The organism is Sphingomonas albertensis, from assembly GCF_014358075.1.
In the GTDB taxonomy this organism is placed as follows: Bacteria; Pseudomonadota; Alphaproteobacteria; order Sphingomonadales; family Sphingomonadaceae; genus Sphingomonas; species Sphingomonas albertensis.
In genome coordinates, this window is the sequence record NZ_JACONT010000058.1 from 1 (window position 1) to 15,404 (window position 15,404).

Below are 15,404 nucleotides of genomic sequence, written 5' to 3' on the forward strand. Positions count from 1 at the left end.
CGCCAAGCAGTGGTCCGCCTGGAACAGCCCCTCACCCCAGCCCTCTCCCCGCAGGGGAGAGGGAGCAGAACTACCGCGGCAGTTCGATGATCGCGTCGAGGCCGCCTGCCGCTCGGTTGACCAGGCGGATTTCGCCGCCGGCCTCGCGCACGATCGCCTGCGCCAGGGCCAGCCCCAGGCCGATTCCCCCCGTCTCGCGGTTGCGCGAACTCTCCAGACGCGTGAAGGCGTCGAACACGTCGCCCATCCGGTCCTCCGGAATGCCGGGGCCCTGATCCGCCACGACGATCGCCACCGACTGCGCACCCGCCTCGACGCGCACCTGCGCCGAGACGCCGTATTTCACTGCATTCTCGATAAGATTGCGCACCGCGCGGCGCATCAGCGACGGGCGCAGGCGCATCCGCAGCCGGTCCGCCTCGACGAAGCTCACCTCGCAGCCGAGATCGCGGAAATCCTCGACCACCGCGTCGACCAAAGCGGCCAGATCGACATCGGTCGGCGGCTCGCTCGGCCGCCCGAGCCGCGCCAGCGAAAGGATGTCGTCGAGCGTCCGGTTCATCTCCGCCACGGTGTCGATCATCTTCGCGCGATCGGTGTCGTCCTCGACCGACTCGATCCGCACCCGCAGCGCGGCGAGCGGCGTGCGCAGGTCATGGCCGATCGCGCCGAGCATCCGGTCCTTCTCGTCGAGCATCCCCGTCACGCGCAGCCGGAGCGCATTAAACGCGGTGATTAGCGCGGCGACGTCGTCGGGGCCGCGTGCGGGGAGCGGCGGGCTCGGTTCTCCCGGCCGGAACCGCTCCGCCGCCTCGCGTAGATCGCGCAGCGGTCGCGACATTCGGCGGACGATCCACAGCACCGGCAACAAGACGACGATGTAGAGGATCGCGGTCTGGCTGAGCAACGCGACCAGCAGCCGCCAGCCCGGCTGAGGCCAGGGCGCGGTGATCGTCAGCCAGCCGCGGCCGGGCTGTTCGAGCGCGATCAGCAACGTGGCGCCATCGCGGTTGCTACGGCGGACCCCATTCCGGCGGCGGGTGTCGCGATCCTCGTCGGTGTCCGCCGTCGTCGACGGCTGGAGCCCGGTATCGATCCGCCCGACCGTGACGCCCTGGTCCGCGAGTTGGCGGCGCAGTTCCGCGGCCACCTCGGGGTGACGCTCATATCCCGATGGCGGGATCGGATTGGCGGCAAGCCGGCGAACGCGACCACGGTTGGCGGTGAGCGGCCGACCGGCATGCGCCTCGCGTTCGAGCGCGTCGGCGATCCGCGTCGCGACCGGGCGGGTAGCCTGGGCTAGTCGAAACTCGATCCGATCGCGCAGGATCAAGCCGAAATTGATCGCCTGCGCCACGAACAGCGCCAGTGCGATCAGCAGCGCCATCTGGCCCGCGAGGCTCCGCGGCCACGGCCGGGTCATGGTTGCCGGATCACGGATGGCGCATCACAAACGAGTTACTTCCGCGGCGAGCGTATAGCCGCCGCCCCACACCGTCTTGATCAGCTCGGGCGACTTGGCATCCGCCTCGATCTTGCGCCGAAGCCGGCTGACCTGGTTGTCGATCGCGCGATCGAACGCCGCCGCCTCGCGCCCCTGCGTCAGGTCGAGCAACTGGTCGCGGGTGAGCACCTGGCGCGGCCGGGTGACGAGCGCCAGCAGCAGGTTATACTCGCCGGTCGACAGCGGTACCGACACGCCCTCGCGGTCGACCAGCGCGCGCTCGCCCGATTTCAGTACCCAGCCGGCAAAGGCATAGGCGTTCGCCTCGGGCGCATGCTGGCGCGCTCCGCCCGCGGTCGCACGCCGCAGGATGACCTTCACCCGGGTCGCGAGTTCGCGCGGCGAGAACGGCTTCACGACGTAATCGTCGGCGCCCATCTCGAGCCCGATGATCCGGTCGGTCTCCTCGGTGCGGGCGGTCAGCAGGATCACCGGCACGTCGCTGGTCGCGGCGATGTGGCGGCACAGCGACAGCCCGTCCTCGCCCGGCATCATGATGTCGAGGATGACGAGATCGATCGCATACGCCGTCAGCCGCGTCCGCGCGCTCTCCGCATCGCCCGCCTGCGTGACGCGAAACCCCTGTTTGGTGAGGTACGCGGCCAACGGCTCGCGGATCGAGCGCTCGTCGTCGACGAGCAGCAGATGCGGCATATCTCCCATCGGGGCAGTGTCTAGCATGGCGGCTGTCCAGGGGAAGCACCGGGACGCGGTGCCTCCCCCCTTTCCGGATTATCGAGCAGGGGCGGGCGCTGGTGCGGATGCTGGCGCGGGCGGGGTGACGCCCTCGCGGCGTTCGCGCCGGTCGACGCGGCGCATCTCGGCGGCATTGGCGCGCTCGGTCGCGTCGATCGTGCCGTCGCGGTTGGCGTCCATCCGGTCGAACCGCTTGAGAGCGCGTGCCTCGAACTCCTCGCGCGTCACGCTGCCGTCGCGGTTCGGGTCCATCCCGCGACCCATGCCGTCATGCTTGCGACCGCCCGGCGGGGGCACGGGCACGTCGCGACCGTTCGCCACCATCCGGTCGTGCATCGCGGTGCGATAGGCGCGCATCTCGCCGGCGCTGACGCGGCCGTCGCGGTCGGTATCCATCTGCGCGAACCGGGCGTCGGCCTGCGCGATCGCCTCGGCGCGCGTGATGACGCCGTCGCGGTTCGCGTCCTGCCGCATCGGCGGACGTGGGGTCGCGGGGGCGGGGACGGGCGCGGTCTGCGCGCTGGCAGCGGACGTGATCGCGCTGGCGGCGAGCATCAGGGTGAGGACGGTCTTGCGCATGTCGGACTCCGGCTGTGTGGGACGAATTCCCACTGAATGATGCCGGTCTAAACCCCGGTTGTCGCAGCGTTTTGCCGCCGGGCCGCCAATGTGTCGCAAGATATGTCGGGCGCGAACGCCCCCTCCCGCCAGCGTCACGCGAAGATCGCGACGCTCTGCATCTGTTCGGCGACCGGCGTGCCATAGGCGTTCCAGATCGCCATCTGCTGGCTCGAACTGCCGTCCTTCGTGTAGTCGGTGGTCGCGCGGAGCAGCCACCACCCGTCATGCGTCACCGGCTGTGGCCCGAGGATGTTGAGTAGCCACGTCATCGAACTGAGCGGGGCGGGGCCACCGAGCAGCTTCAGCGCGGCAGGCGGCAGGCAGTCCGCGATGGCGACCAGCTCGACCATCGGATCGAGCCCGTCACGCTCCGCCAGCCGCACCCAGCGCAGCCATTCCGCCGGCCCGACGCTGTCGTCGCGGCGATCGAGCAGGTCGAAGTTGCGCGAGAACGCGACTGCGCTGTGCCCGCGGAAGGTCTGCGTGTCCGGCTCCGGCATCCGGAAGTCGGGCGCGCTGCCGGTCTGGTGATCGACCCGCGACTCCACCGCGCGCATGAACACGAAGGTCGCGCGCAAGCCGAGCCCGGCCTCGCTCGTGACGTCGGCCTGGACGAACGCCGCGTTGCGCCCGCGCCGCAACAGCTCGGTCCGGATCGTGATATCGCCCGACAGCGGCCCGATGAACGACACCTGCGCGGACCGCAGCCGCGGCAGATCGACATCGGATTTTTGCGCGGCGTGCAGAGCAAGCGCCGCAGAGAAGCCGCCATAGGCCGTGCGGCCTTGCAGCCAGTTCTCCGGCACGGTCCCGCGCCAGCCGCCCTCGGTCGGCTCCAGCGCGTCGATCGCCTGTTTGAGACTGGTCATCCGTTTAGCTTCCTCGTCTGCGGGTCATTGCGCGCGTAGAACTCCGTTTTGGCCTCCGTCGTCATCCTGACGAAAGTCAGGATCCAGAGCCAAAATCGGGGCGCTTGTGGTCCTGGATCCTGACTTTCGTCAGGATGACGGGACTGTTGAGGCAAGCCGCTCGCGGAGGTCGCGTTTGAGGACCTTGCCGATCGCGCTACGGGGGAGTTCATCCGTGACGTAAAGCGCCGACAGTCGCTGTGTCTTGCCGAGTTGTCCGTTCACCCACGCCAAGATCACGGATGCATCATCGCGCGCCCCAGCGCGGGCCACGTAGAATCCCATCGGAGTCTCGCCCCAGGCCTCCGACGGCATTCCGATCACCGCGCAGTCCGCCACCGCCGGATGCTGTGCCAATACCGCCTCCAGATCCGACGGATAGATGTTGAACCCGCCCGAGATGATCAGGTCCTTCTTCCGGTCCATCAGCGTGAGGAACCCGTCCTCGTCGAACCGCCCGACATCGCCGTGGCGGATATAGCGGTTGCCGGCTTCGTCATGCCATTCGGCATCGCGCGTCGCTTCGGAGCGGCCGTGATAGCCGTTCATCATCGCCGGGCTGCGGCCGACGACTTCGCCCATCTCGCCCGGCGCGACCTCGTTGCCGTCGTCGTCGATCAGGCGGATCTCGTGCCCCGGCATCGGCTGGCCGACGGTGTGGAGCTTGGTCGGGTTGGCGGTCGCGTTCAGCGCGCAACTCGCGCCGCCTTCGGTCATGCCGTAGAATTCGACAAGGACGCCCGGCCAGCGCGCGACCACGTCGGCCTTCAGTGCTGCGGAGAAGGGCGCGCTCGTGCTGGTCTTGAAGCGGGACGCGGACAGGTCGAAGCTGTCGAAGTCGGGCAAGGCCATGATCCGCTGGTACTGGACCGGGACCAGCATCGTGTGCGTCGCGCGGTACCGCTCGGCGAGTTCGAGATACGCACGTGCCTCGAACTTCTTCATCAGCACGACGGTGCCGCCCCAGCCGAGCGTCGGCAGGAAGCTGACCAACGTGGTGTTCGAATAGAGCGGCGTAGCGATCATCGTCACGGCGGTGTCGAATCCGGCGGCGGTGTTGCGCGCGATATGCGCCCAGCGCATCGCGTGGCTCTGGACGATGCCCTTTGGCGTGCCGGTGGTGCCGGACGAGTAGATGATGTTGAACGGGTCTTCGGGGGCAATTGCGACGAGCGTTGGCTTAGCTTTGGGGGGAGCGAGCCAGTCCTCGAAAGCCTGAAAAGCTTGTTTTCCCGCGAAGGCGGGGGCCCAGTCTGGACCCCCGCCTTCGCGGGGGAACAATACGACGTTGGCCGTGAGAGATTGCCCCTCCAGCGCTCGCGCATTCTCCGCGTCGAGGAACACCACCGGCGCGCCACTATCGGCAATCATCGCCGCGATCGCCGCCGGCGTAGCGGACGGCGCGATCGGCGTCGCCACGCATCCCGTGCGTACCGCACCAAGGAAAGCAGCGGCATAGTCCGTCGTCGGCGCCGCCACGATCGCCACCGCCGTCCCCGGCGCCACCCCGTCGCGCTGCAACGCCACCGCGACCCGGTCCATCGTCGAATCAAGCGTCCGATAGTCGATACTGCCCTGCGGATCGGCAACCGAGGTGCGATCCCCCCGTTCGAGCGCATGCGCATGGATCAGATCGGGCAGTGTGGCGAAGCCCGTGGCGAGCATGTCTGCGGCAGTCGTCATCCGCGCATCGCTAGGCGAACGCGCCGGGCAATGCCATACGGTATATTCGAAAACCGGAATCGAGGAGAGACGGATTTGCTGTTCTACGATAGCGCGCTGCCAGCGCCCAACCCGCGTCGCGTCCGCATTTTCCTCGCCGAAAAGCACGTCCGGGTGCCGATGGCGCAGATCTCGATCCCCAAGGCCGAGCACAAGTCGGCCTCGTTCCTGTCAGTCAATGCGCTCGGCCAGACGCCCGCGCTGGCGTTCGACGATGGCCGCGTGCTTACCGAAAGCGTGGCGATCTGCCGCTATTTCGAGGTGCTGCACCCCGAGCCGCCGCTGTTCGGCCACGGCGCGCACAACATCGCCGAGATCGACATGTGGACCCGGCGGATCGAATTGCGGCTGATGACGCCGCTGTCGATGGTCTGGCTGCACACGCATCCCTGGACCGCGCGAATCGTCCAGCCGCAATATACCGAGTTCGGCGAGAGCCAGCGCCCGCGCGTGCTGGCGGCGATGACGGAGTTCGACCACGCGCTCGATGGTCGCGACTGGCTCGATGGCGAGCGCTATACGATCGCCGACATCGTCCTGCTGACGACGATCGACTTCGCGAAGTTCGTCGGCATCGCGATACCCGACGAACTGACGCACCTGAAGGATTGGCATGCCCGTGCGTCGGCTCGGCCGAGTGCGCAAGCATGAGCGACGTCATGCAGGGTGCGGTCGCGATCGTGACCGGCGGCGGCACGGGGATCGGCGCCGCGGTCGTGCGCCGGCTGGCGGCGCGCGGCGTGTCATGCGTCATAAACTACGCGAACAGCCGCGACGAGGCCGAGGCGCTCGCCGCAGAAGTGGGGCAGGGCGCGATCGCGGTGCAGGCGGACATCGTCGGCGACGCCGCGTGTCGCGCCCTCGCGCTGGCGGCGACGGAGGCGTTCGGGCGGATCGACTTCCTCGTCAACAATGCCGGCAAGACCAAGTTCGCCGCGCACGAGGATCTCGACGCGCTCGACGCCGAGGATTTCCTCGATATCTACCGGCTGAACGCAATCGCGCCGTTCCAGATGGTCCGCGCCTGCGCCCCGGCGTTGCGCGCGAGCCCGATGGGTGCGGTCGTCAACGTGGCGAGCGTCGCGGGGGTGTTCGGGATGGGATCGTCGGTCGCGTACGCCGCGTCGAAGGGCGCGCTGGTGACGATGACGAAGAGCTTGGCGCGCGTGCTGGCGCCGGAGATCCGGGTCAATGCCGTCGCGCCGGGGTATGTCGCGACCGGCTGGTACGAGAAGAAGCTGGGCGAGGAGGGATTTGCGAAACTCAACGCCAAGGTCGCGTCGTCGGTGCCGATGGGTTTTGCGACCGGGCCCGACGACGTCGCGGGGCCGATCGAGATGCTGCTCGATCCGATGAGCCGGGCGATGACGGGCGAGGTGCTGCTGCTGGATGGCGGCGGGCATCTCGACGTCGCCCTGTCTCAGAGGCCGGGTCGGGACGGGTGAGGGGTGGGAGCGTGAATTCAGGCCGCGGGAAAAGTTCAATCCTCCCCCGCCAGGGGAAGGTGGCGCCGTAGGCGACGGAGGGGGGGCACGTAACAGCAGCCGCTCCTTTCCGCCCCCTCCGTCTGGCATGGGCCAGCCACCTCCCCCTTGCGGGGGAGGATCGTTACGTCAGACTAATCTGGGTGAACGAGAGGCTAGTCGAGTATCGAGCGGTTCTGGCCGCCAAGCTTCCACCCCGGCGAAGGCCGGGGCCCAATTGGCGTGGCTTTGGCAATTACGCGGTGCCGCTGCTCAGCGACGTTCCCCGATTGGGCCCCGGCCTTCGCCGGGGTGGCGTAATCGGCGGGGCTGTGGCGTTCTTTCAGACGATTGCCGAGCTGTAGAACATCCCCCCTACCGCGCAGCCGCAGTCTGCCCGAACAATGTCTTCTTCGCCTCGTCGGTCATGGGCACGCTGGTGTCATGCACCGCCTTGCCCTTTTCATACGCCGCGATCGTCGCGGGCCGTGCTGCGATCGATTCGAACCAGCGCTTCAAATTCGGGAAATCCTCCAGCCGCTGGCCCTGTGCTTCGTACGGCACGATCCACGGGTACGCCGCCATGTCGGCGATCGAATACTCGCCCGTGATGAAGTCGCGCCCTTCGAGCTGGCGGTCGAGCACGCCGTACAGCCGGTTGGTCTCCTTCACGTAGCGATCGATCGCGTACGGAATCTTCTCCGGGGCGTACCGATTGAAGTGATGATTTTGCCCGAGCATCGGCCCGAGACCGCCCATCTGCCACATCAGCCACTGGTTCACCGCGGTCCTCCCACGCAGGTCGCCGCCGCCGAACCGTCCGGTCTTCTCCGCCAGATACAGAAGGATCGCACCCGATTCGAAGATCGCGACGGGTTCGCCGCCATCGGCGGGTGCGTGATCGACGATCGCCGGCATCCGGTTGTTCGGCGCGATCTTCAGGAAATCGGGCGCGAATTGTTCGCCCGCACCGATGTTTATCGGCTTGATCGTGTACTCGAGCCCCGCCTCCTCGAGAAACAGCGTGATCTTGTGGCCGTTGGGCGTGGGCCAGTAAAACAGGTCGATCATCGGAGTGCTCCGTCGATTGTGTCGTCGTGCAGATGGGGCAGCGCTCGGCGTGCAACAAGCGCAATACGGCGGCCGGATTCGCCAAGAATGCGGCGGCGGGCAAAAGTCGCTTTGCAACGCCGCGAATCTATGCGAGGGAGCCGCATACCCGGTATTCAGATTGCCCGGACGCTCCGCTCCATCGACGATGCGGAGACGAGCCCGGCCACGACGTTGGAGAGGGGATAAGGCGGAAGAGCGACCCGAATGAGGACGCATCTTCCGCCGTCCTTCTCGCGAACCGCTGGTCACACCCCGAAACCCGCAAGACTGCGCTTCCTCGCGACAAATTCGCCCGGCATCGTCATGCCCTCGGCTCGTCGCAGATGTGCGGGGATTGCAGCTTTAGCTTGTCTGGTACGCTCCCCATGCCCTAGCGTAAGGTCAGTTTCGACTTCGAGGTATTGCCGATGGCCATCGCGTATCAGTCCCATCCCGAGATCGCCGATGCGTTGGCGATGAAGCGACGGGGCCTGACGCTCGCGCTGCTCACCTTCACCTATTTCTTCAGCTACATGGATCGTCAGATCCTCGCGATCCTGCTCGAGCGGATCAAGGCGGACCTGTTGTTGACCGATACGCAGCTCGGGCTCCTGTCGGGGCTGGTGTTCGCGATCTTCTATGCGACGCTCGGCATTCCGGTTGCGCGACTCGCGGATCGGACCAGCCGCCGCAACATCATCGCCGCCAGCCTGACGATCTGGAGCGCGATGACCGCGCTGTGCGGGCTCGCGCAGAACTTCACGCAACTGATGCTCTTCCGGATCGGCGTGGGCATCGGCGAGGCGGGGTCGAGCCCGCCCAGCCATTCGATCATCGCCGACCTGTATCCGCCCGAGAAGCGCGCGAGTGCGATGGCGGTGTATTCGCTCGGCGTGGTGCTCGGCGCAGGCTTCGGCACACTGATCGGCGGGGTCGTGGCGCACTCGTATGGCTGGCGGATCGCGATGATGACGGTCGGCCTGCCGGGGATCGCGCTGGCCGTCCTGGTGCGCCTGTTCATGGTCGAGCCGCGCCGCGGCCTGTCCGATGCCGCCCGCGCGGTGGCCACGCCGATGCCGAGCGTGGCGCAAGGGTTCGCGTCGATGTGGGCGAGTGCCCCGGCGCGGCACCTGGTGGTCGGCGTCACCCTGACGTCGATGATCGGCTACGCGCTGACCGGCTGGGGCCCGAGCTACATCCAGCGCTCGCTGGGCATCTCGATGCTCGACATCTCGCGGTATATCGCGCTGCCGGGGGCGCTGTTCGGTGCGGTCTCCGCGCTGGCGGGCGGCAAGATCGCCGACATGCTCGCCAGGCGTCACGGGCTTCACGTCCAGGCCTGGGTGGTGCTGGTGATGAAGGGCCTGTCGCTCCCGTTCGCGCTCGCCTTCTACTTGATCGACGCGCCGGGACTCGCGATCGGCAGCTATTTCGTCTCGCTGATCTTCGCCAATTCGTATCTCGGGCCGAGCTTCGCGCTGATCCAGCATCTCGCGCCGTTGCAGATCCGCGCGATGTGGGCGGCGATCACGTTGCTGGTGATCAACCTAGTCGGGCTCGGGCTTGGGCCGACGCTGGTGGGGTGGCTGAGCGATCTGTTGAAGCCGGGATTCGGCGAGGATTCGCTGCGGTATGCGCTGGTGATCATCGTGTTGATGACGCCGTGGGCGCTGTTCCATTACTGGCGCGCGGGGGTTCTGTTGAAGCGGGACGAAGATTTGGCCCGGTAATGCGCGCCCTCGTCCGTCATCCTAACGAAAGTCAGGACCCAGGATCGCAGGGGATGGCGTTCGTAACTCTGGGTCCTGACTTTCGTCAGGATGACGGTGCGGAGGGCGGGCGTTGGCGATCCCCACACGGCCGCGGGATGATTGGTGGGATAATGCTGAGCCAGGCTATCCGTCGGGCCCGTTTTCCATCATCCACGCCAGCGCCGTTGCCCGATCGTTGAACACCGCCATGTCGTCGCGCACCGAGGCGATCCGCTTGACCTGCAACCGCGCGAGCTTGCCGTCGGTATACAGCGCGACCTTGCGCGACTTCAGCGGCATCGAGACGGCGACGCGTTGCAACATCGCGATCACCTCCTGCGGCTGGATCGCGGACTTCGAGAAATTGCAGAGCAGCATATGACGCTTGCCGGTCGCCAGCACGCGCCGTCCCTCGCGCTCAAGGTCGCGCAGGAATTCCTCAACATGCGAGATCGTCCAGAAGCCGGACGCGTCAACCTCGATGATACCCGTCGCGAGATCGGTCGTTATGGTGTGCATGCGGCCTCCGTGAAGGCCAGAAATCAACTGTCAGCGGTTAACGCGGCGTAACCAAACCGTTCCGGCTGCGAACTTCGACCAGTCCGGGTAGAACGGTCAGGCCTTCGCCATCCGATCGTCGAACAGGCCGTACATCAGCGTGGAGGCATACATCGCGATCGCCCGCTCGCGCGGCATCGTCGAGGCCCACTTCCGCATGTCGAACGCCGCATTCTGGAGCGCCATCAACGCCTGCGCCGCGATCAGCGCATCGACCGCACGGATCGAGCCTTCGCCGATGCCGTCCATCATCATACCCGCATAGCGCCGCGCGATGCCGTTCGAGCGATCGACCATCGCATTGCGCACGCCGACCGGCAGGCCGCTCAGCGCCGTGGTGCGGAGCAACGGCCCGCGCTCGGCGAACTGAACGTCGAGCAATGTCGCAACCGTGCTCGACAGCTTGTGCCAGTAACTCCCGCCCTCGGCCTCGCCTCGACTTTGCGCATCGGCGATCGTGTCGAAGCTGCGGCGGTAGCACGCGATGACGAGGTCGTCCTTCGCATCGAGATGGTGGTAGAAACTGCCCTTGGTGACGTTCAACTCGGACGCAATCTTTTGCACCGAAGCGCCGCGATAGCCAAGTTCGTTGATCAGGCGTGTCGCGGCGAGAAGGAACGCCTCGCGCCCCGGCTCCGCCTCGTCATGGCTTAGGTCGAGCAGGGTAGGGGACCAGCGCGCATCCTTGCCCGCGATGCCGTGCGCAAAGACGTCCATCAGCCGCTCCTCGACGCGCCCATATTGATCGGGCTCGTAGCGCGTCAGCCAGATCGGCAGCCAGAACGTGTTTTCCAGCAGCACATGCGCGCGTGCGCCGTTGAGATCGGTCTGCGCACGCGACGAAGTCGGGCCCCACAACAGGCGCGTCCGGCGGAACACCTCGCGCCAGCCCGCCATCAGCCGGCCGCGCATCGGCTCCTCGGTCGCGCGCAGATCGGAGAGGACCGCGAACGCTTTCTCCTCGCCGCGCTGGATGCGGGCGAGACGATCCATATTGAGCGCGAGATAGCGCCGCACGCGCTCCTCCGGCGTCGCCTCTTCCATCGCCACGTCGAGCATCGAGATCAAGGATTCGAGCGTGTTCTCGAACGCGGCGGCGGCGAGGTCTTCCTTGCGCTTGAAATAATAGGTAACGCTGGTCGTATTGAGCCCGACGCGCCGCGCCACGTCCGCGAACGTCATGCCCTTGGCACTCTGTTCGTTGATCGCTTCTGCCGCCGCGGCGAGGATCGCGTCACGCTTCGCTCGGAAGCGCTTGGTCCCCTGTTCGCTCTCGTCGCTGGCCTCTGCCGGAACCTTCATCGAAACACCCTAACAGCTTCGATTTGAAGATACAGTGCTTTTTAGGCGCTTTCAGGGCGGACTTGAAAACATGCTTTCCGGGGCCCCGCGCACGCTTTACCGAATACGCGGTATGGTCTAACCCGCCACAAAAGCGATGACGAACGGAGAGCCCGCATGGATTTCACGCTGAGCGAACGAGAGACGTATTTCCGGGATCGGGTCCGCGATTTCATCGACCAGAATATCCGCCCGCGACAGGCCGATTACGACACGCAAGCCCATGAAGGTGAGCGCTGGAAGGTCATTCCGGTGATCGAGGAGATGAAGGAGAAGGCCAAGGCGGCCGGGCTCTGGAATTTCTTCATGCCGCCGCATTCGGGCCAGACGCACGTCGACGATTCGTTCGTGTTCGAGGGCACGCAGCTGACCAATCTCGAATATGCGTTATGTGCGGAAGAGATGGGCAAGGTCGGCTGGGCGAGCGAGTGCTTCAACTGTTCGGCGCCCGATACCGGCAACATGGAGGTGTTTCACCGCTATGGCACGCGCGAGCAGAAGGAGACGTATCTTGGGCCATTGATGCGTGGCGAGATCCGCTCGGCGTTCCTGATGACCGAGCCTGCGGTGGCGTCGTCGGATGCGACCAACATCGAGACGTCGATGGTGCGAGACGGCGATCACTACGTCATCAACGGGACTAAGTGGTGGTCGTCGGGCGTCGGCGATCCGCGCTGCAAGATCGCGATCGTGATGGGCAAGACGTCGTTCGAGGGATCGCGGCACCAGCAGCAGAGCCAGATTCTCGTGCCGATGGATACGCCCGGCGTGACGATCAAGCGCATGCTCTCGGTGTATGGCTATGACCACGCGCCGCATGGGCATGGCGAAGTCGTGCTGGAGAACGTTCGCGTGCCGGTGGAGAACGTGCTGCTTGGTGAGGGGCGCGGGTTCGAGATCGCGCAGGGGCGGCTCGGGCCGGGCCGTATCCATCACTGCATGCGCACCATCGGTGTCGCCGAGACCGCGATCGAGGCGATGGCGCGGCGATTGCTCGACCGGGTCGCGTTCGGCAAGCGGATCGCCGACTTCTCGGTTTGGGAAGAGCGCATCGCCACCGCGCGGATCGACATCGAGATGACTCGTTTGCTCTGCCTCAAAGCGGCGGACATGATGGACAAGGCCGGCAACAAGTCCGCGCAGATCGAGATCTCGATGATCAAGGTCGCCGCGCCGAACATGGCTTTGCGGATCTTGGACGATGCGATCCAGGCGCATGGCGGCGGCGGGGTGTCGGGCGATTTCCGGCTGGCGCACGACTGGGCGGCGATGCGGACACTACGGTTCGCGGACGGTCCGGACGAAGTCCACAACCGCTCGATCGCGCGCAACGAGTTCGGGAAATACGGCGATTTCCGCAAGGGCGGCGTGTCGAGCGGTGACGTCGGGGTGAGCCGGTAAACTCACCGCTCGTTCTTCTTTCTGCGTCATCCTGGGCTCGACCCAGGACCCAGAGCCACAAGGGCAGCGCTCTTGGCTCTGGGTCCTGACTTTCGTCAGGATGACGGTCTCGTTTCGGAGCGCACCTACCCATGAAAGCCGCAGTCCTTTTCGAAGCCAACACCCCGCTCAGCATCGAGGACGTGACCGTCTCGAAGCCGACGGCACACGAAGTTCTGATCCGCACGGTTGCGGTCGGCGTGTGCCGGTCCGATCTGCATTTCGTCGACGGTGCCTATCCGCACGCGATGCCGACGATTCCGGGGCACGAGGCTTGCGGCGTCGTCGAGGCAGTCGGCGACGAAGTGCGCGGCGTGAAGGTCGGCGACCATGTCGTGACCTGCCTCTCGGCATTCTGTGGTCAGTGCGAGTTCTGCGTCACCGGCCGGATGTCGCTGTGCATAGACGCCAGCGTGCGCCGTCCGAAGGGCGCCGCACCGCGCCTCATGCTCGGCGACCGACCGATCGCGCAGATGCTCAACCTCAGCGCCTATGCCGAGATGATGCTGGTTCACGAACACGCGTGCGTCGCGATCGATCGCGACATGCCGATGGACCGCGCGGCGTTGCTCGGCTGCGCTATCACGACCGGCGCGGGGGCGGTGTTCAACACCACTGACGTGACGCCGGGCGAGACGGTGTGCGTTGTCGGCTGCGGCGGGATCGGGCTTGCCGCGGTGAACGCGGCCAAGATCGCCGGCGCGGGGAAGATCATCGCGCTCGACCCGGTACCAGAGAAGCGCGCGATGGCGGAAAAGCTCGGCGCGACGCACAGCATCGACGCGCTGTCCGACACCGCGGCGGACGAGGTCGTCGCGATCACCAAGGGCGGCGTGCATCACGCGATCGAGGCGGTCGGGCGTGCGCAATCGGCGGCGACCGCGGTCAAGGTCCTGCGACGTGGCGGCACCGCGACGATCCTCGGCATGATGCCGCTCGGCGAGAAGGTCGGGCTGTCGGCGATGGACCTCCTGTCGGGCAAGCGCTTGCAGGGCGGCTTCATGGGCTCGAACCGCTTCCCGGTCGACATCCCGCGGCTGGTCGATTTCTACATGCGCGGGCTGCTCGATCTCGACACGATCATCGCCGACCGGATGCCGCTGGAGCGCATCAACGACGCGTTCGACGAACTCCGCCGCGGCGACACGACCCGTAGCGTGATCACCTTCTCGTGAGCGACGCATCGACCAGCATGGTCGGCACGATCGAAGTCGGCGACAAGGACCGTCTCGACCTCGACACGCTTGGCGCGTGGATGACCGCCAACGTGCCCGGCTATGCCGGCCCGCTGACCTACGCGAAGTTCGCTGGCGGCCAGTCGAACCCGACCTACCGCCTCGACACGCCGGAGCGCGCGTACGTGCTGCGCCGGAAACCGTTCGGCCCCATCCTGCCGAGCGCGCACGCCGTCGACCGCGAATACCGCGTCATCGCGGGCCTCCATCTGACCGGCTTCTCGGTGCCTCGGCCCTATGGTCTCTGCGAGGACGCGGCGGTCATCGGTTCGGCCTTTTACGTCATGGAGATGGTCGACGGGCGGACGATCTGGGACGGCGCGATGCCCGGCGCGACCCCGCCCGAGCGCACCGCGCATTACGAGGCGATGGTCGACACGCTCGCCGCGCTCCACAACACCAATTACGCGGCGGCGGGGCTCGGCGAGTACGGCAAGCCCGGCAATTATTTCGAGCGCCAGGTCGGCCGCTGGACCAAGCAATACCGCGCCGCCGAGACCGAGCATATGAAGTCGGTCGAGCGTCTGATCGAGTGGCTCCCACGCACGCTGCCCGAGCAGACGCGTACCTCGATCGTCCATGGCGACTACCGCATCGACAACATGATCTTCGCGCCGTCCGAGCCGAAGGTCATCGCTGTGCTCGACTGGGAATTGTCGACGCTCGGCGACCCGCTGGCGGACTTCTCGTATCTGCTGATGAGTTGGGTGACCGAACCCGAAGGACGCTCGGGTGTGCTCGGCATGACCGGTCCCGAGACGGGCATTCCGACGATCGAGCAGGTCGTAGACCGCTATTGCGCTGCCACCGGCCGCGACGGCGTGCCCGATCTGAACTGGTATTTTGCCTACAACCTCTTCCGCCTGACCGGCATCGTCCAGGGCATCAAGAAGCGCATCATCGACGGCACTGCTTCGAGCGCGCAGGCAGAGAAGACGGTCGCGAAGATCCACGGGTTGGCGGACGCGGCGTGGGGGTTTGCGGTGAAGGCGGGGGCCTGATTCCCTTCCCGCTTGCGGGAGGGGTTGGGGGGGCTGACTTGGCCTCGGTTTGAAACGTTGCGGAAAGATCGG

Annotated in this window: 14 protein-coding genes; 6 read left to right on the forward strand and 8 right to left on the reverse strand. The window is 66.4% G+C overall.

The window, feature by feature from the left end:
* Positions 1 to 70: 70 nt before the first annotated feature.
* From H8S47_RS17700 to H8S47_RS17720, 5 genes are all read right to left on the reverse strand, one after another.
* Positions 71 to 1,387, reverse strand: a complete 1,317-nt coding sequence (locus H8S47_RS17700; RefSeq protein WP_187505095.1) for a sensor histidine kinase — start codon at positions 1,385 to 1,387, stop codon at positions 71 to 73.
* Positions 1,388 to 1,447: 60 nt separating this feature from the next.
* On the reverse strand, positions 1,448 to 2,167 hold the full coding sequence (locus H8S47_RS17705; RefSeq protein WP_151992536.1) for a response regulator: 720 nt from the start codon (positions 2,165 to 2,167) through the stop codon (positions 1,448 to 1,450).
* 69 nt (positions 2,168 to 2,236) lie between these two features.
* Positions 2,237 to 2,779 (reverse strand): EF-hand domain-containing protein, encoded by a 543-nt coding sequence (locus H8S47_RS17710; protein WP_187505096.1) that lies wholly within the window; start codon positions 2,777 to 2,779, stop codon positions 2,237 to 2,239.
* A 134-nt stretch (positions 2,780 to 2,913) separates the two neighbouring features.
* Positions 2,914 to 3,690 carry a thioesterase family protein gene (locus H8S47_RS17715; RefSeq protein ID WP_187505097.1) on the reverse strand — a complete coding sequence of 259 codons (777 nt, stop codon included), beginning with the start codon at positions 3,688 to 3,690 and terminating at the stop codon, positions 2,914 to 2,916.
* Between the two features lie 129 nt (positions 3,691 to 3,819).
* The gene (locus H8S47_RS17720) at positions 3,820 to 5,412 is read right to left on the reverse strand and encodes a class I adenylate-forming enzyme family protein (protein ID WP_187505098.1); all 1,593 of its coding nucleotides are present in this window, start codon (positions 5,410 to 5,412) and stop codon (positions 3,820 to 3,822) included.
* Positions 5,413 to 5,487: 75 nt separating this feature from the next.
* On the opposite strand from H8S47_RS17720, the gene H8S47_RS17725 reads away from it, so the two are divergent.
* On the forward strand, positions 5,488 to 6,102 hold the full coding sequence (locus tag H8S47_RS17725) for a glutathione S-transferase family protein (RefSeq protein WP_214655160.1): 615 nt from the start codon (positions 5,488 to 5,490) through the stop codon (positions 6,100 to 6,102).
* Positions 6,099 to 6,896 (forward strand): SDR family NAD(P)-dependent oxidoreductase, encoded by a 798-nt coding sequence (locus tag H8S47_RS17730; RefSeq protein ID WP_187505100.1) that lies wholly within the window; start codon positions 6,099 to 6,101, stop codon positions 6,894 to 6,896. The genes H8S47_RS17725 and H8S47_RS17730 overlap by 4 nt, the downstream gene beginning before the upstream one ends.
* 393 nt (positions 6,897 to 7,289) lie before the next feature.
* On the opposite strand, the gene H8S47_RS17735 is transcribed toward H8S47_RS17730, so the two are convergent.
* Positions 7,290 to 7,985 (reverse strand): glutathione binding-like protein, encoded by a 696-nt coding sequence (locus H8S47_RS17735; protein WP_187505101.1) that lies wholly within the window; start codon positions 7,983 to 7,985, stop codon positions 7,290 to 7,292.
* Between the two features lie 449 nt (positions 7,986 to 8,434).
* Between H8S47_RS17735 and H8S47_RS17740 the strand changes: the two genes are divergently transcribed.
* The gene (locus tag H8S47_RS17740; protein WP_187505102.1) at positions 8,435 to 9,736 is read left to right on the forward strand and encodes a spinster family MFS transporter; all 1,302 of its coding nucleotides are present in this window, start codon (positions 8,435 to 8,437) and stop codon (positions 9,734 to 9,736) included.
* Between the two features lie 165 nt (positions 9,737 to 9,901).
* Here the strand turns inward: H8S47_RS17740 and H8S47_RS17745 are convergent, their stop codons facing one another.
* Entirely contained in the window at positions 9,902 to 10,276 is a 375-nt protein-coding gene (locus tag H8S47_RS17745) for a hypothetical protein (protein ID WP_187505103.1), read from the reverse strand.
* Positions 10,277 to 10,372: 96 nt separating this feature from the next.
* A complete protein-coding gene (locus H8S47_RS17750) occupies positions 10,373 to 11,617 on the reverse strand; it encodes a TetR/AcrR family transcriptional regulator (RefSeq protein ID WP_187505104.1) in 1,245 nt (414 codons plus the stop codon).
* Between the two features lie 156 nt (positions 11,618 to 11,773).
* Here H8S47_RS17750 and H8S47_RS17755 point away from each other — a divergent pair, with 156 nt between their 5' ends.
* From H8S47_RS17755 to H8S47_RS17765, 3 genes are all read left to right on the forward strand, one after another.
* A complete protein-coding gene (locus H8S47_RS17755) occupies positions 11,774 to 13,057 on the forward strand; it encodes an acyl-CoA dehydrogenase family protein (protein WP_187505105.1) in 1,284 nt (427 codons plus the stop codon).
* A gap of 131 nt (positions 13,058 to 13,188) precedes the next feature.
* Positions 13,189 to 14,271, forward strand: a complete 1,083-nt coding sequence (locus H8S47_RS17760) for a Zn-dependent alcohol dehydrogenase (RefSeq protein ID WP_187505106.1) — start codon at positions 13,189 to 13,191, stop codon at positions 14,269 to 14,271.
* A 17-nt stretch (positions 14,272 to 14,288) separates the two neighbouring features.
* Positions 14,289 to 15,332 carry a phosphotransferase family protein gene (locus H8S47_RS17765; RefSeq protein WP_187505107.1) on the forward strand — a complete coding sequence of 348 codons (1,044 nt, stop codon included), beginning with the start codon at positions 14,289 to 14,291 and terminating at the stop codon, positions 15,330 to 15,332.
* Positions 15,333 to 15,404: the final 72 nt, after the last annotated feature.

Bases quoted from the DNA above. Each gene is read 5' to 3' on its own strand.
- H8S47_RS17700 (WP_187505095.1), bottom strand. From the start codon at position 1,387: ATGGCGCTGCTGATCGCACTGGCGCTGTTCGTGGCGCAGGCGATCAAT.
- H8S47_RS17705 (WP_151992536.1), bottom strand. From the start codon at position 2,167: ATGGGAGATATGCCGCATCTGCTGCTCGTCGACGACGAGCGCTCGATC.
- H8S47_RS17710 (WP_187505096.1), bottom strand. From the start codon at position 2,779: ATGCGCAAGACCGTCCTCACCCTGATGCTCGCCGCCAGCGCGATCACG.
- H8S47_RS17715 (WP_187505097.1), bottom strand. From the start codon at position 3,690: ATGACCAGTCTCAAACAGGCGATCGACGCGCTGGAGCCGACCGAGGGC.
- H8S47_RS17720 (WP_187505098.1), bottom strand. From the start codon at position 5,412: ATGACGACTGCCGCAGACATGCTCGCCACGGGCTTCGCCACACTGCCC.
- H8S47_RS17730 (WP_187505100.1), top strand. From the start codon at position 6,099: ATGAGCGACGTCATGCAGGGTGCGGTCGCGATCGTGACCGGCGGCGGC.
- H8S47_RS17735 (WP_187505101.1), bottom strand. From the start codon at position 7,985: ATGATCGACCTGTTTTACTGGCCCACGCCCAACGGCCACAAGATCACG.
- H8S47_RS17740 (WP_187505102.1), top strand. From the start codon at position 8,435: ATGGCCATCGCGTATCAGTCCCATCCCGAGATCGCCGATGCGTTGGCG.
- H8S47_RS17745 (WP_187505103.1), bottom strand. From the start codon at position 10,276: ATGCACACCATAACGACCGATCTCGCGACGGGTATCATCGAGGTTGAC.
- H8S47_RS17750 (WP_187505104.1), bottom strand. From the start codon at position 11,617: ATGAAGGTTCCGGCAGAGGCCAGCGACGAGAGCGAACAGGGGACCAAG.
- H8S47_RS17755 (WP_187505105.1), top strand. From the start codon at position 11,774: ATGGATTTCACGCTGAGCGAACGAGAGACGTATTTCCGGGATCGGGTC.
- H8S47_RS17760 (WP_187505106.1), top strand. From the start codon at position 13,189: ATGAAAGCCGCAGTCCTTTTCGAAGCCAACACCCCGCTCAGCATCGAG.
- H8S47_RS17765 (WP_187505107.1), top strand. From the start codon at position 14,289: ATGGTCGGCACGATCGAAGTCGGCGACAAGGACCGTCTCGACCTCGAC.